Consider the following 15154-nt stretch of genomic DNA (forward strand, 5'->3'; position numbering starts at 1 on the left):
ATACGATGAGGCTCCATTGACGGCATAATTGACTTATTATATCTAGGTCTATTATTCCGTCGCTGCGCATCGCCTGATATCGCAGCTGACAACACCTATTTTGGAGGTGTCAGTGTGAGCTGGCAAATGTTTAAGTCTCAATATCTGGTGCGCTTTTGGGCACCGCTGCCTGCGGTGATCGCCGCTGGTGTTCTCTCGACCTATTACTTTGGTTTAACCGGCACTTTTTGGGCGGTCACTGGCGAATTCACGCGCTGGGGCGGCCATCTGATGCAGCTTTTTGGCGCGCATCCAGAAGAGTGGGGTTACTTTAAAGTGATTGGGCTGGAAGGGACGCCACTGGATCGTATCGATGGCATGATGATTATCGGCATGTTTGCCGGATGTATCGCCGCCGCGCTCTGGGCCAACAATGTGAAGTTGCGTAAGCCCCAGCACGGCATTCGCATTGCGCAGGCGCTGCTGGGTGGCATCATTGCCGGTTTTGGTGCGCGTCTGGCGATGGGGTGCAATCTGGCGGCGTTCTTCACTGGTATTCCTCAGTTTTCACTACACGCGTGGTTCTTTGCGCTGGCGACGGCTGCGGGTTCCTATTTTGGTGCCAAATTCACCCTGTTGCCGCTGTTTCGTATTCCGGTGAAGTTACAAAAAGTGACGGCAGCTTCGCCGTTGACTCAGCATCCTGCCAGAGCGGCACGCCGTTTTCGCCTCGGCATGGGAGTATTTGTGCTGGCGCTGAGCTGGTCGCTGATTGAGCTATTCCGCCACCCCAAACTGGGCATTGCCATGCTGTGCGGCATCGGTTTTGGGCTACTGATTGAGCGGGCGCAGATCTGCTTTACCTCCGCGTTTCGCGACCTGTGGATCACGGGCCGCACCCATATGGCGAAGGCCATTATTCTGGGAATGGCGGTCAGTGCTATCGGCATTTTCAGTTATGTCCAACTGGGGGTGGCACCGAAGATTTTATGGGCCGGGCCGAATGCAGTGATTGGCGGCCTGCTATTTGGTTTTGGCATCGTGCTGGCGGGGGGCTGTGAAACTGGCTGGATGTATCGCGCCGTGGAGGGGCAGATTCACTATTGGTGGGTGGGGCTGGGCAATATTATCGGCGCGACCCTGTTGGCCTACTATTGGGACGATTTCGCCCCCGCACTGGCGACTAATTATGACAAAGTGAACCTGTTGGAGACCTTCGGCCCGATGGGCGGATTGCTGGTCACTTACCTGATGCTCGCCATCGCCTTTGCCGCCATGCTGTGGTGGGAAAAGCACTTTTTCCGCAAGCAGAAAGCGCGTCAACAGAATAGCACCGTATCCGTTCCGGCTAAGGAGTCACTATGAGTCATTCACCAGATAAACCTATCGTGCCCGATTACCGCTTGGATATGGTGGGCGAGCCTTGCCCCTATCCTGCGGTGGCGACACTGGAAGCCATGCCCCAACTGAAGCCGGGGGAGATTCTGGAAGTGATCAGCGACTGTCCGCAATCCATCAATAATATTCCGCTGGATGCACGAAATTACGGCTATACCGTGCTGGATATCCAGCAAGACGGCCCGACTATTCGCTATCTGATTCAGCGCTGACAGCAAGCGCAAGAAAAAAACAGTCACTGGCGGGGATCACCTCGCCAGTAGCGCCCTAATCGGCTTTAAATCTGTTTTAGTCGCCATCATTTGGCGTGCTTCCCAGCGGTCATGACCTGCTTGAACATTAATCCAAAAATCGGAGTCTGTTTCGAACAGTGCTGCCAGCATGACTGACTCTTCAATGCTGATACGACGCTTACCGTTCAGTATCTCGGCAATACGGGGGCGTGACAGATTCAGTGCTTCGCCGAGTTTTGCCTGAGTAATGTTAAGCGGCTTCATAAACTCTTCCAGAAGCATAACGCCTACTGTGGTTGGTTCACGTGAAATAGTATCCATAGCATCCCCTACTAATATTTATGTGGATCAAGGTAAACATCGTGTGCTGCGCCATCTCGCCAGCGAAAAATTAAGCGCCATTGAATATTGACCCGAATACTTGACCATCCTGCCAGCGAACCCGATAAGCGCTCGTAATTATTGCTTGGGGGGGCAAATAAGGAGCGCTCTGTCGTGGCGTATTCGATAATATCGAGCTTACGCGCTAACGCTGATTCTATGGTGGCGAGAATATCCTTGCTTCGCTTTTTGTTCCGATAGAACTGAGCTAATGAACCTGACTGCCCATCTCTGAAGTTTTCAATCATCCCTGTATCCTTCCCTTTCCCAGTGCAATTATAGTATCAAAAAGAGCACCGAGGTGAAACGAAATGTATTACATGGTGGTGTGATTTTCGTTACATGAAGATACGAATTTTGTCGCAAAAAAACCTCAGCGCTTCACGTTATAAGCGATGGGCGCGATCAACTCAATGACCCCATTTTTCAATAACTCGACGGGGGGAGTAGGCAGCGGCTGGGCGCGAGAGATCAGCACCATCGCTTCGCGGTCCAAAATCTTGGCTCCGGAGCTGGAAAACAGCTCGGCGGTTAACACTTTTCCTTGGTGATCCACCACAAAGCGGATGTGACTAACCCCCTCCAGACGGTAGCGCAATGCCTCCCGTGGGTAGCGCTTATAGCGTGCAAGATGTGCCAAAACATCACTCTGCCATGAGGCTTTGCCGCTGATGGCGGCGGCGGCTTCACTGGAAAAGGTGGCGGCATTTTTGTGGCTCTCACCCGACAGCGGGGCGCTGGTGGTCGGGGCGGCTTTTGCGGCGACTATCGGCAATGGCGTCTCTACCTGGGGTTTGACCAGTGTTATTTTCTTCTTCTGCACCCCTTTTTCCGGCTTGATGGCATGGCGGCCATTAGGGGAAGCGGTTAATTTGGGTAACTCCTCGGGCAGCTTCTCCGGCGGCGCGTCATCCGGTGCCGCCATGTTTTGTTGTGGCCCGAGCGGCACATCGAGAGGGAGAGATTTGGCCTGTTGATAGAGTGTCAGTTCCATCATCACGGCGGGAGGCAGCACCCCCTGCGGGGCCATTTTAGTGATCCAGCCGAGCATCAACGCAGCGGCGAGTAGGTGTAGGCCGAGACCCAATAATAAGCTGATACTCCAGCGTGTTTTTGGCCGCCCAAGGGGTAAATCCATTTTACTATTATGGCTATTTATTGCTGTCGGCATAAAGGTGCCGCTGGCTGCCATCTGGCAGAATAATGTCATTACAGACTCCACAGGTAATGAGTGACTTGAGTTTATTGTTTTGATTAATAACTGTTTTATGGCTTATTTCAGATTAAAATGACCCGCCGCGATAGTGAATTCCCCGCAGATAATAAGCGACAGATTATACAAATCAATAATCATATTGATAGTTATTGTGATTATCATTTGCATTTGATCAATGTTTTCGCTTATAACCGCCCGCCTGAGAAGTGTGGAACCGCAAGGTATCCACCTCATATTTTATGCCGTGTTTTATTGCCCTTTTTCACCAGCAAGATGTGAGCCACTGGATTGATGTACCTGATGCCGCAGGGTTGCTGCGTAACTGCCCGCACGCCGCTTGCCTGAGGCTGTACTCTCTAACGGATGCATTCATGGATAAACCGCCATCAAACAAAGTGAGTCTGGCTTACCAGAGCACTTATGGTCAGTTGGTCAGCTTCTTTCGCAAAAGGCTGGATAACGCCAGTGACGCCACGGATCTGTCGCAAGATGTCTTTGCGCTGTGGCTAAAGCGGGCGAAACAGACGCCTGTCGAGCATTCGCGGGCCTTTCTTTTTAAGATTGCCCACCGGGTGTTGATTGATCACTGGCGAGCGGCGGGCAAGCAGCGGATGGTGTTAGCGCAGAGCCATGATGAGGAGCCACTGGAACCAGAAATAGCCCCTGTCGCTGCCGATCCGCACCATGTGCTGGAGCAGCAGCAGCGGTTGAGTCGATTGGAAGAGGCGCTAAACAGCCTAAGTCCGCGCCGCCGCGAGGCTTTTTTGATGCACCGCTTTGATGGTCTGTCGCAGATTGAGGTGGCGGAGAGAATGGGCATCTCTGTCAGTATGGTCGAAAAACATATCGCGGGCGCACTGCTGCATTGCAAGCGCCACGTTGCTGAACAGGGGAGTGAGCAACATGATGAGTGATAGCCGTGAAATCGATGAGCAGGCGGCGCTGTGGTTCAGCCGCAGTCAGGCGCGGCGTTTAACCCATGCCGAGCGGCAGCAACTGGCTGCGTGGTTGCAAAGCTCGCCCTCCCATTCTGAGGCTTTTCGCCAGATGCAGCAGGTGTGGGGCGATTGTGCATTGATTCCCCGCCCCGCCAGCGCCCCGCAACCGGAAAAGACCACCAGCCGCTGGCGGCCTTTGCGAAGTTGCGCCGCCGGGCTATTTTTTCTGTTCGCTCTGCTGCTGCCGATGAGTCAACTGCCGCTGTTGGTGACCAATGATATCCAACTGCAAACCGCCAATCATAGCCGTGAAATCGTGCTGTCGGACGGCACTCGAGTGCATGTGAATCGCCATTCACAAATCCGTGTTCATTACGCGAAAGAGAACCGCCAGCTCTGGCTGGATCAGGGTGAAATCTACCTGCAAGTGGCCGCCAACAAAACTCGCCCCTTCATGGTGTATGCCGGAGAGAGTCAGGTGAGGGTGGTGGGCACCGCATTTGATGTGCGCTTTGACGCGGGCGAAGTGGCGGTGGCCGTCAAACAGGGCATTGTCGCTATGACCGGCAGGCCGAATATGGCGGCGGTGATGCTCTATGCGGGTGATCGTGCGCAGTTACTGCCAGAGAAAAAACGTCTGTTGCTCAGTAGGTTGCCAGTGGCTGAAATCGGTGAGTGGCGCAGCGGGCAACTGCGGTTCCGTAACCGCCCACTAGGTGAGCTGCTGGCTGAACTGCGGCGTTATCGGCCGGGCAACATTGAGCTGCTTGATGCCAGTTTGGCGCAGTTGCCAATATCCGGTTCGCTGGATCTCAATCGCCCTGATGAGTTCCTCGACTCATTACCGCTGTTATTGGCGGTGAATGTGACTCATGGCGACAAAGGTAACGTACTGATTTCACGCGATTTGAAGAATAAAAAGTAAAAAACAGAAAAAAAGTGAATTTGGTAGGTGAGGATAATTCTCATTATCACGTCTTCCCTGATGCTGGTGCTGATTGGCATGGCATTGATATGGCTTAGGGAAGACATAGCGTAATGATAAATCATAAAAAGAAATTTTCTGGGATGCCTGTTCTCTCTGCTCTGGCGCTGGCAACGCTGTTGGTCACGCAGGGGGTCACGGCGGCAGATTTGCCCTTCAATCTGGCCGCGCAACCGTTGGCGAACGCAGTTACCCATGTGGCCCAGCAGGGCCAACTGCATGTTATCTTTGATGAATCTGATCTGCGCAATCTGCGCGCGCCCGCCTTAAGCGGCAGTTATACTCCGCAAGCCGCCTTGCAGCAATTGCTGGCGGGCAGTGGATTGGAGCTGGTCGCCAGTGGCAAGGGGTATGTGATTCGCCCGATGCTGGCGGCGGGTGTCAATGCGGGCAGTATGGTGCTGCCCACCACCTCGGTGATGGGGGAAGCGGGTGGGCGTGCCGCCGTGGATAACCTGATGTCCGCCCCGCAGCTAATCACCGCCGAAGAGATTCGCCAGCGCCCGACCGGCAACGGCAATATCACTGAATTACTGCGCACCAACCCCGCCGTGCAATTCTCCAATAGCGGCAACACCAGCCTGACGCAAGGTGAAATCAAACCCGCCGCGATCTCAATTCACGGCTCGTCGAGCTATCAAAACGCCTACAAACTGGATGGCGTCAGCTTCAATAACGACATCGATCCGGCCAGTGATGGCAACGGCGAAACCATTACCCGCATCGACAGTAGTGATCAGGGGATGTACATCGACAGCCGCTTAATCGACAGCATGAATGTGTTTGATAACAACATTCCGGTGGAGTTTGGCGGCTTTACTGGCGGTACGGTGGATGTCACCAGCCGCCGCTGGCGCGGCGAGAACAGCGGCCATCTCTACTACCGCGAAACCCGCTCGGCGTGGAACAAAGTGTTCACGGATCCCGATATGCAGTTCGACAGCGCGAATAACGATACCAGCCGCCCGGCGCGCTATCAGCCCAAGTACAACAAGCAGAGTTTTGGTGGCTGGTTTGAGGCCGGGATCACCGACAACATGGGCATCGTGTTCTCCGCCTCCCAGCGCCTCTCGGATATTCCGACCTACACCTCCGGTGGCGACGGCTTGCAGTTAGGGCCGAATAATGAGCTGGAAGTGGTCTCCGCGACGCCGGGCTATCGCAGCCAAAAACGGGTGTCGGATAACTATTTTGCCAAGCTTTCTTGGGATGCCAACGAGCGCACCAGCGCCCATCTTTCGGCCAACTACTCCGCTTACACCAGCACCCTCTTCTCCAGCAGCGTGATTAACTCCGGCTATGACAATGACCATAACGGCTTGAGCACCACGCTCCAGCTAGAGCACCGTTTTGATATCGCCAGTCTGGATTTCACCGCCGGTTATCAGCAGTTGACCGACGAGCGCATCAATGACGTGAAAGACTTTTACACCTTGGAGGATTACATGACCGATTGGCGTAATCCGCAGTTTTATAACAATGGCGGGCAGGGCGATTTGACCACCCGCCAGAACAGCACCACGGCGAAAGGGGTGCTGCGCTTCAATACATTCACTGCTCTGGGCCTGCAACACGCACCCAATCTTGGCTTTGAATTCAACAAAACCAATGCGCGCTATACCCGTGATCGGGACTACTACCGCTACAAATTCAGTGGGGCAGCCGATGATGTCGGCTCGCTGACCGAAGCCAGCTACATCACCCGTTTTCGTGCCGGAAATTATGAGGCAGGTTACAGCAACTACGCGCTGTTTTTGGATGACAGTATGCAGTATGGCCGCCTGACGGTGCGCCCCGGAGTGCGGTTGGATCGCGATGATTTTGTGCAGAAAACCAATATCGCGCCGCGTCTGAGCAGCAGCCTCGATCTGTTTGGGACGGGCAATACGGTGCTGATCGCTGGGGCCAACCGCTATTATGGCCGCTCTATGTTGACCTACGCCCTGTACGAAGCGCAAAACGCGGGCATGGAACACTGCTACTACTTCTGCTCGCTGGACCCATCGGAAAATGAGTGGGATGGGGTGAAAGATTTTGAGGGCATCGACAGCTTATCGACCCCCTATAACGATGAGCTGAGTTTCGCCTTGCAACAGCAAGTGATGCAGAGTGTTTGGCGCTTGCAGTATGTGCATCGCGAAGGTTACGACGAGGTGCGCAGCCGCACTAAATACCGCAACCCCAATAGCGCGGCCCAAGCCCGCATCCGCACCTTTGATAATGGGGGGCGCAGCAGCAACGACAACGTTTCACTCTCGGTCAGCAACAGCAAGCCGTGGGAGCTGGCCTCGACCACTCACGCCTTGACTGGCTCCCTGAGTTGGCAGCAGAGCAAGAGCAACACCCCGAAAGATCAGGGCTACGCCTTCTTTGATCCCAATACCAAGCTGGATTCCGACAAAGTGTGGTACGACGGCAAGGTGATCAATGCTGCCGACCTGCCATCGACCAACTTTAACTCGCCGTGGCGGCTCAATCTGGAGCTGACCAGTGAGTGGCAGGAGTACAACCTGACCTTCTATAACCTGTGGCAATGGCGCAGTTCGCGCAGTCAGGCGGTGCGCTATCAGAATGAGTATTACACCGACACCCATACCGGCACGCAGATGCTGAAATATGAGAAAACGCACTTCGCCAGCAATTTTGTCTGGAATAGCAAAGTGAGCTGGCAGCCCGATTTTGCTTATGGCGTCGGGATCGCGGTTGAGGTGAATAACCTGCTGAACAAACGCAATGTGGCCGACACCTTTGTTTATGGCGACCGCGTGCTGCACTCCTATGATCCGGGCCGCCAATTCTGGCTGCAACTGAGCTATGACCTCTAATCAGACCGATAACCGCGAGACCTAAAACCCTCGGGTAGCCAGAGGGCGGCCCGAGATTTTTTTTCTGACGATGCAGAGCCTCGGCTTGCCGTTTTTTATGCCGCCCATTTATCTATGAAAGCAAGTTATTGATGAAAACACTGAAACAATTTTATTACCTTGCCCGGCCGTTCTGGGGCATCCGCTCAGCCCTGTTGGCTTGGCTGTTGCTGCTGGTGGTGTTGGCCCTGAGCCTCTCTTCGGTTTGGTTTAATGTGCAGTTGAACCAATGGAATGGCGAGTTTTACAACGCCTTGCAGCAATTGAACAGTCAGGCGCTCTACCGCTTGCTGCAACAGTTTATCTTGCTGGTCAGCGCCTTGATTTTGGTGGTGGTGTTTGCCGACTACCTGAAGCAGCGGCTGATCATGCGCTGGCGCATCGGCATGACCGAGCACATTCTGGCGCGCTGGCTCTCCGACAAAGGGCAGCATTATGCATTGAAAATCAATGCGCTGGTGCCGGATAACCCCGATCAGCGCATTGCCGAAGATGTCCGCCTGCTGATTGAGTCCAGCTTGCGCTTGCTCATCACCTTCCTGCACTCCCTGCTCACCCTGATCTCGTTCGCCACTATTTTGTGGCAGCTCTCCGGCAGCATCAGCTTCTCGCTGGCCCAGCACAGTTTTACCCTGCCCGGTTATATGTTCTGGGTCTGCATCCTCTATACCCTGATTGGTATTGGGCTAACGCACTGGATTGGTTATCCATTGCGCCAACTGAATATGGATCGTCAGCGGCGCGAGGCGGATTACCGCAGTGGGTTGATTGCGCGCCGCGAAGCCAGTGATGCCATCGCCGGACAGCGGGGGGAACAGCATGAGCGCGGTGCGCTGTTGCAGCGTTTTCGTGCCGTGGCAGACAACTGGTATCAGCTGATCCGCTACGAAAAAAACCTCTCATTCTTCACCGTCGGTTATCAGCAACTCAGCGCACTGGCCCCGATCTTCTTTGCGCTACCTAAATTTCTGGCGGGGGAGTTGCTGCTGGGCGGGTTGATGCAGATTCGCCAATCCTTCGCGCAGGTCGCGGGAGCCTTAGGCTGGTTTATTTTTTCCTATCGCGAGATTGCTGCATGGCAGGCCACGGTCACCCGTTTGTACCACTTTGTGGTGTTGCTGGATGCCGAACCCACCAGCTCGGTGGAGAGTGCGCCGGAGGGCAGCTTGCCGCTGCGTGCCACCTTGGATCTGTACACCGCTGAGGGCGCGCGGCTGTTAAGCCCTATCAGGATCAATGCCACGGCGGGCAGCCTGACCCTGATTCAGGGGCGTTCGGGCATCGGCAAATCCACTTTGCTGCGCACCCTGAGCGGCCACTGGCCCCATTATCAGGGCCGCATTCAGCGCAGTGACAGTGTGAGTTGGCTTCCTCAGCGCCTCTATCTGCCCCATGAGCGGCTGGATGACTTGCTCGCCTATCCGGCGCAGCGCGGTGATTTCAGCACCGAGCAACTCCAGCAAACCCTAGCGCAGGTCGGTTTGCCGCAACTGCATTTCCAGTTGGCGCTCTCTACCGACTGGCAGCAGCGCTTATCGGGCGGCGAGCAACAGCGGCTGATGTTTGCTCGCTTATTGCTGAATAAACCCCGGCTGATTTTACTCGATGAAACCACCTCGGCACTGGATGCTGCCAGCGCCTGCCAGCTCTTGCGTCTGCTGCGCCAACAACTGCCAGAGAGCGCGGTGCTGCTGGTGAGTCACCAAACTTTCTTGGCTGAGATCGCCGACCATCAATATTGCCTCGATGATTTATCCGATGCGCCTCAAGGAGTGGCCACACCATGTTTAACCGATTAGTGCGAATTCCCGTTTTCTGCCTGATCTTGGCGTGGGGGCTGCCCGCCTCTGCGGCTGACAGCTCATCGGCGCAGGAGCCATCGGTGCAGGAGCAAAAGTTGCCCGTGCGCGCGGACCTCCAGCACCTCACACTGGACAATGGCTTGCAGGTCTATCTGCTGCCGCGCGACCAGCCCGGCGTGGAGTTACGTTTGCTGGTCAACAGCGGCTCGCTACAAGAGAGCGAAGCACAGCGCGGGCTGGCTCATTTTGTCGAGCATATGGCCTTCAAAGGGACGACCCACTTCCCCGGCACCAGCAGCTTTAAATCGCTGGAGAAACAGGGCATTACACTGGGGAGCCATGTGAATGCGGTCACCAGCCTGAATGCCACCACCTATAAGCTCTCACTGCCCAATGCGGATGAAAAACAGCTCACACTGGGGCTGCGGATTTTAGCGGACTGGGCGCAGGGCATCAGTTTTGACCCGCTGGCGTTTGATAAAGAGCGGCAGGTGATAGTGGAGGAGTGGCGTTTGCGTCAGGGCGTCGGGTTCCGCATCAATCAGGCGCTGGAGCGCTTGCGCTATCACGGCAGCCGCTATAGCGAACGTGATCCTATTGGTTTGCTGGAGGTGGTGCGGCAAGCGCCCGTCAGTGAGGCGATCAACTATTATCAGCAGTGGTATCAGCCGCAGCGGATGGCCTTGGTGGTGGTCGGGCGCTTTGATGCGGATAATTTACGCCAACAGATCAAATCGTTATTTGCGATGCCCGCCCCTAAACTATCCGCCTCTAAACTATCCGCCTCTAAACTATCCGCCCCTAAACAGTCCGCCCGCGATGAGGCTGACTGGCAGACCTTCACCCCGCAATCGGGCTTGCTGCTCAGCACGGTATTTGATGCCGAGCAAGGGACGCGGATCATTCAACTCGCGCTACAGCGTGATTTGGCCGCTCCGCTGAACAGTGCCAACGGGCAGTGGCGTGACCTGCTGGATACCCTGTGGCTCATCATTTTTAACCAGCGGCTATCACTGCTGGTGGATAATGAGCTGTTATCGGTCGCGAGCATTAATCAACAGGGCGCACTGCTGGATAACCGCCGGATTCAACATTTGATGATTGCCCGCCCGCAAGGCAGTGATTACAACGGCACCCTGCGCCAGTTGTTTACTGAGCTACAACGGATGGCGACCACGCCGGTGAGTGACGCCGAGCTGAAGGCGGCGCGTCAGCAGATCCTCACTAAACTGAGCCAGCAAGCCGCAGGAGAGAGCCGCTATCAGCATGATTATCTGGCGGATAATCTCACCACCGCCATTGAATTTGATCTGCCGATGCTCAACAAACAGCAGCAATTGGCGATGACCCAAACGTGGCTTGAGGCGGTCGGCCCACAGCATGTGCAGGCGCAAGTGGCTGAATTACTGGAGAAAGGCTCGGCCCGTTTGGCGCTGATTGGCCCAGACAGTGATCAATCGCAGGTGGATAAAAAGCAGTTGGCGGCGATGTGGAACAGCATCCGCCAGAGCACGCCGGGGGCTTTCACCCTGAAACCGAAACCCGTCACCCTGATGGTGACGCCGCCACCTGCCGGAAAAGTGGTGCAGCGCCAGACCTTGCCCATCCCCGATACCCAGCTCTGGACGCTGAGCAATGGTATTCGGGTGATTATCAAAGCCAATAACCGCCTAAAAGATGACGTGCAGCTCTCACTGCGCATCCCCGGTGGGCGCTCACTGGAGGACGATCAGCACATTGGCGAAGTGAATTGGGCGATGCGACTGCCAGAAGTGAGTGGTTACAGCCAGTATAACCCGCGTCAACTGGCGCAGTTAGCTAAGCAGAGCGAGGTGGCGATCGCGCCTTATGATGAGATGCTGTTCCACGGTTTGCGCGGCTCGGCTCCGGCGGACAAGCTGGAGTCGCTGCTGCAATTGCTCTACCTGAAGATCACTGCGCCGCAGTTTGCGGTGGACAAATTGGCACAGCAAAAACAGTCCTTTGCGTTGGGGTTAGAGAAGCAGCCCGTCGAACGCCGCTTCCTCGACAGCATCACCCAAGCCGGGTATCAACAGGGGGAGCGGCTACTGGTGACGGCGACTGGGCCGTGGCGTGACTTTACTGTGGCGGGGCTTGAACAGCGCCATCGCCAGCTATTTTCTGCCCCGCAGGATATGACGGTGACCCTCAGTGGTGCGCTGGATGAGAAGCGCCTTCAGCCGCTGGTCGAGCAATGGTTAGGCGGCTTGCCGCCGAGTGAGCAGCGCTTGCAGTGGCGTGATTGGGCGATCAAGCCGCTGAATCAGGCGATGAGCCACGACTATCCGCTGGCGAGTAGCCCGAAAACCATGGTCAGTATGCAGTTCTCGACCGAGGCTCAGTGGTCGCAGCCGAATCAACTGGCATTACAACTGTTGGATAAAGTGGTCACCTTGCGGCTACGTTATGCCATGCGCGAGCAGGCCAGCGGCATCTACACCTTGGGCTTCTCGCAGCTACTGGCAAAACTGCCGCAGCCCTACTATCTGGCGCGGCTCAACTTCACCTCAGCCCCTGAACGGGCGCAGGAGATGGCGCAGATGGCGCAACAGGTTTTGCTGCAAATCGCGGCGGAGGGCATTACGCCATCGGAGCTGGATAAGGCGAAAAAAGCGTGGTGGATTGAGCAGGAGGCCAGCCGCACCAGCGCCAGTTACTGGACGGATGCCTTGGCGCAGGTCGCCAGTGATGACGGCAACTTTGCGCTGTTGGCACAAGAGGAGCCACAACTGAAGGCAGTCTCTCTTGAGCAGGTCAATCAATTGGCCGCTCAGTGGCTGGGGCGCAATCCGAAAGTCTTTAGTTTGAGTCCGGCGAAAACTTAACGGAGGCCCGTCGCGGAGTTAAACAGCAGCAGGGGTAAAGTATCAGGCCGATCAGAATAGGGCGCTGGCGTTTAAAATGTGAATAGCTCGTTTTTCTCAGGGTACAAATAGGTAAGGCAGGGTTTCCCCTGCCTTTTGTGGTCATGCGAGATTAATTTTACTTAATTAGCACGCGCCTTTATCTTCCCAAACTTTGCCATAGCCGGTGTTGTTACCCGTGGAATCGGTCACTGTTGCGTCGCCTGGGACGGAGCTGCTACCCGCCCACCATTTGCTCATGTAGATACGGCCATTGTGGGTGACGGTATCATTGGCATTGTAGGTGGATTTATTGCTCCAAGCGGGGGCGGTACATTGCTTGTCAGCGCCGTCCACTTCGGGTTTAACTTCTGGCTTCACTTCGGGTTTGGCAGTCTCAGCTTCGCCTTTAACCATAAAGTCGATGCTCTGTTGCTGAGTTTTACCCTGCGTGTCAGTCCCGATGATCACTAACGTATGTTTGCCGGCTTTCAGGTCGGTCATTGACATAGACACATGCTGGGAGGCGTCTTCCAGCGTGACATTGCTGTAACTTTTAACCGTACTGTCTGCGGCGAAGACTTTTGCTTCCAGATCTAGGGTGCCAATGGTTTTCAGATCGAAATGAATCGTCAATGCACCCGCCGCCATTTGATACTCTTTTTTCATGCCGTTGGCAGAGAAGCTTGCCGTGACTTCTGTCCCTGCATCGATCTGAGCACTTTCAATTTGAGTCTCAACGCGAATCACTTCACTGCTGGCATTAATATAAACCGCGTTAGAACCGTGTGCAGCAGAGACATTACCGGAAGCCTCTTTATGACCTGCACGCAGATCTTTGCGTGTGTCATTGACCTTCTTGGCCAGCGCGTAAGCCCAGTTGTTTTTCTTACCTTCTTTCGCATCGGCAATGGTGATTTCCACAGCCAGATCACTGCGCTCACCCTGCTTGTCGAACATACGCAGTTTCACTTTGTCGCCCGCGTTCAGATTGTCACGCGGTTCGATAGTGCCGACTTTGGTTGTCCATTCGGAAACCACCACTTCACCCGATGCGCCATCGAACTCAACGTCCATCACGTTATAGAAGGTGTTTTGGGTATCTGAAACATCCCATGCGCCATAAATCACCTGATAGCCAGTGCGCTCAGGAACATCACATTCGTGAGTGGACATCATGGTGGTTGTTTCGGCAGGGCCACCGCCAATAACACAGAATGGCGTCAGATCAAATGAGTCACGAGTCAGAGGTTGGTTAGGGTTCCAATCCTGTTTAGTCATGTAGTATTTGAAGTCAGTAATCGGATGTGCGGCAGTAAATTTCCACTTGAATTGCTGAGGGCCAGCCTGAATTTTAGTTTTATGCCAGCGAGTTGCAGTTTGCTGATCCAGATCTTTACTCACGAAAATACCACCACTCGCCAATTTGCCATCTGCTGGGCCTTTGGCTGGGAAACCGTCAGTGGTTTCGCCTGAGCTTTGTGGTTCATACTGCACATTACCGCAATCTTTATTCAGGTTTTTGCCGGTAGAGCTACAAAGGAAGTTACGTGACTCAGGCTTTTCAACATAGCCATGAGCCAGTGCACTGCCACTGATTGACATCACAACCATAGCTAACATGATTTTATTCAAATTCATCTTTTATTACTTTCCTATTATATAAAGAAGCTCCATTGAACTATTTCGTCGGAAGCCTGTTGGTTTTAATCTTAATGATGATTTTTTTGCTGACGGATATTTTTCCGCAGAGTCATATTGTCAACGGAATAAAAATTAGATGAATGCGAGATGAGATGGAAACGTTTTGTCATTATTGACATTAAAGTCAATAAATGAGTGAGTTAGGGTGATTTATTAAGGTGGTAATTCAATAAAAGTATGGGGTTTTTGTACCTTGGTGCGAAGTTTTAAGGTTTTTTCTTGGCCTTAATAATAAGGGTTCCGTGCATTCCAAAAAATGGAGAGACTTTATCTGTGCGAATAATGACGTCAGGGTATATTGACTCTCTCTCTTGATTTAAAATCACCTGTTCTTTATTACAAAATGAGTTAATCAATGTTATCCACTACACGTAAGTTATTCTGGTTTTTGCCTTTGGTCTTATTAACCGGTTGCCAGCAACCGATGAATAAAACCATTAAACCCACCGCCCAACAGCAAATAAAGCAACTGTCCGCATTAGTCGCTGGGGCGCACTATCTACAGAAAAACTGTCAACGGGCCGAGGTGCCTGATGAGGCGGTGCTGCTTAAAACCGCGCGGAGTCTGGCGGCCTCTCGCCATTGGGACACCCGCGCACCCGCCTATAAATTGCTGGGTGAGCAGAGTCAGGCGCGTTATCAGGCGCTGGTGAAAGAGAACGAGACAGACAAGTCCATGTGCACAGAACTTAACTTATTGATGGTTGATTTTGTGGATGAGGCACAGCGCAACATCAAGTGATGCTGCGCTGTCGGGGGAGACTTGTTAATGGCAGAACTTGTTAATGCT

12 protein-coding genes are annotated in these 15154 nt (G+C 54.0%); 8 read left to right on the forward strand and 4 right to left on the reverse strand.

Going from position 1 to position 15154, the window contains the following annotated elements:
* Positions 1 to 78 precede the first annotated feature (78 nt).
* Positions 79 to 1344 carry a selenium metabolism membrane protein YedE/FdhT gene (gene yedE / locus HRD69_RS07115; protein WP_230817667.1) on the forward strand — a complete coding sequence of 422 codons (1266 nt, stop codon included), beginning with the start codon at positions 79 to 81 and terminating at the stop codon, positions 1342 to 1344.
* Complete coding sequence (gene yedF, locus HRD69_RS07120) at positions 1341 to 1589, forward strand: sulfurtransferase-like selenium metabolism protein YedF (RefSeq protein WP_032813336.1); 249 nt, start codon at positions 1341 to 1343, stop codon at positions 1587 to 1589. Before yedE ends, yedF begins: the two co-directional genes overlap by 4 nt.
* A gap of 36 nt (positions 1590 to 1625) precedes the next feature.
* Here yedF and HRD69_RS07125 read toward each other — a convergent pair whose 3' ends face one another.
* From HRD69_RS07125 to HRD69_RS07135, 3 genes are all read right to left on the reverse strand, one after another.
* Positions 1626 to 1931 (reverse strand): HigA family addiction module antitoxin, encoded by a 306-nt coding sequence (locus HRD69_RS07125; protein WP_032813335.1) that lies wholly within the window; start codon positions 1929 to 1931, stop codon positions 1626 to 1628.
* An 11-nt stretch (positions 1932 to 1942) separates the two neighbouring features.
* Positions 1943 to 2239, reverse strand: a complete 297-nt coding sequence (locus tag HRD69_RS07130; protein WP_004874046.1) for a type II toxin-antitoxin system RelE/ParE family toxin — start codon at positions 2237 to 2239, stop codon at positions 1943 to 1945.
* 125 nt (positions 2240 to 2364) lie between these two features.
* Positions 2365 to 3129, reverse strand: a complete 765-nt coding sequence (locus HRD69_RS07135) for an energy transducer TonB (protein ID WP_050413175.1) — start codon at positions 3127 to 3129, stop codon at positions 2365 to 2367.
* A 449-nt stretch (positions 3130 to 3578) separates the two neighbouring features.
* Between HRD69_RS07135 and HRD69_RS07140 the strand changes: the two genes are divergently transcribed.
* From HRD69_RS07140 to HRD69_RS07160, 5 genes are all read left to right on the forward strand, one after another.
* On the forward strand, positions 3579 to 4121 hold the full coding sequence (locus HRD69_RS07140) for an RNA polymerase sigma factor (RefSeq protein WP_004874043.1): 543 nt from the start codon (positions 3579 to 3581) through the stop codon (positions 4119 to 4121).
* Positions 4111 to 5070 (forward strand): FecR family protein, encoded by a 960-nt coding sequence (locus HRD69_RS07145; protein ID WP_032813333.1) that lies wholly within the window; start codon positions 4111 to 4113, stop codon positions 5068 to 5070. Before HRD69_RS07140 ends, HRD69_RS07145 begins: the two co-directional genes overlap by 11 nt.
* A gap of 113 nt (positions 5071 to 5183) precedes the next feature.
* Positions 5184 to 7955, forward strand: a complete 2772-nt coding sequence (locus HRD69_RS07150) for a TonB-dependent receptor (RefSeq protein WP_004874041.1) — start codon at positions 5184 to 5186, stop codon at positions 7953 to 7955.
* Positions 7956 to 8086: 131 nt separating this feature from the next.
* Positions 8087 to 9793, forward strand: coding sequence for an ABC transporter ATP-binding protein/permease (locus HRD69_RS07155; RefSeq protein ID WP_032813332.1), 1707 nt, complete (start codon positions 8087 to 8089; stop codon positions 9791 to 9793).
* A complete protein-coding gene (locus HRD69_RS07160; protein WP_032813330.1) occupies positions 9778 to 12642 on the forward strand; it encodes a M16 family metallopeptidase in 2865 nt (954 codons plus the stop codon). The genes HRD69_RS07155 and HRD69_RS07160 overlap by 16 nt, the downstream gene beginning before the upstream one ends.
* 165 nt (positions 12643 to 12807) lie before the next feature.
* Here HRD69_RS07160 and gbpA read toward each other — a convergent pair whose 3' ends face one another.
* Positions 12808 to 14301, reverse strand: coding sequence for an N-acetylglucosamine-binding protein GbpA (gene gbpA, locus HRD69_RS07165; RefSeq protein WP_004874039.1), 1494 nt, complete (start codon positions 14299 to 14301; stop codon positions 12808 to 12810).
* Between the two features lie 418 nt (positions 14302 to 14719).
* On the opposite strand from gbpA, the gene gspS reads away from it, so the two are divergent.
* Positions 14720 to 15106 carry a type II secretion system pilot lipoprotein GspS gene (gene gspS, locus HRD69_RS07170; protein WP_004874038.1) on the forward strand — a complete coding sequence of 129 codons (387 nt, stop codon included), beginning with the start codon at positions 14720 to 14722 and terminating at the stop codon, positions 15104 to 15106.
* Positions 15107 to 15154 lie beyond the last annotated feature (48 nt).

This window comes from Yersinia mollaretii ATCC 43969 (genome assembly GCF_013282725.1).
Taxonomy (GTDB): Bacteria; Pseudomonadota; Gammaproteobacteria; order Enterobacterales; family Enterobacteriaceae; genus Yersinia; species Yersinia mollaretii.

Coding starts and splice junctions, on each gene's coding strand:
- yedF (WP_032813336.1), top strand. CDS start 1,341: ATGAGTCATTCACCAGATAAACCTATCGTGCCCGATTACCGCTTGGAT.
- HRD69_RS07125 (WP_032813335.1), bottom strand. CDS start 1,931: ATGGATACTATTTCACGTGAACCAACCACAGTAGGCGTTATGCTTCTG.
- HRD69_RS07130 (WP_004874046.1), bottom strand. CDS start 2,239: ATGATTGAAAACTTCAGAGATGGGCAGTCAGGTTCATTAGCTCAGTTC.
- HRD69_RS07135 (WP_050413175.1), bottom strand. CDS start 3,129: ATGGATTTACCCCTTGGGCGGCCAAAAACACGCTGGAGTATCAGCTTA.
- HRD69_RS07140 (WP_004874043.1), top strand. CDS start 3,579: ATGGATAAACCGCCATCAAACAAAGTGAGTCTGGCTTACCAGAGCACT.
- HRD69_RS07145 (WP_032813333.1), top strand. CDS start 4,111: ATGATGAGTGATAGCCGTGAAATCGATGAGCAGGCGGCGCTGTGGTTC.
- HRD69_RS07150 (WP_004874041.1), top strand. CDS start 5,184: ATGATAAATCATAAAAAGAAATTTTCTGGGATGCCTGTTCTCTCTGCT.
- HRD69_RS07155 (WP_032813332.1), top strand. CDS start 8,087: ATGAAAACACTGAAACAATTTTATTACCTTGCCCGGCCGTTCTGGGGC.
- HRD69_RS07160 (WP_032813330.1), top strand. CDS start 9,778: ATGTTTAACCGATTAGTGCGAATTCCCGTTTTCTGCCTGATCTTGGCG.
- gbpA (WP_004874039.1), bottom strand. CDS start 14,301: ATGAATTTGAATAAAATCATGTTAGCTATGGTTGTGATGTCAATCAGT.
- gspS (WP_004874038.1), top strand. CDS start 14,720: ATGTTATCCACTACACGTAAGTTATTCTGGTTTTTGCCTTTGGTCTTA.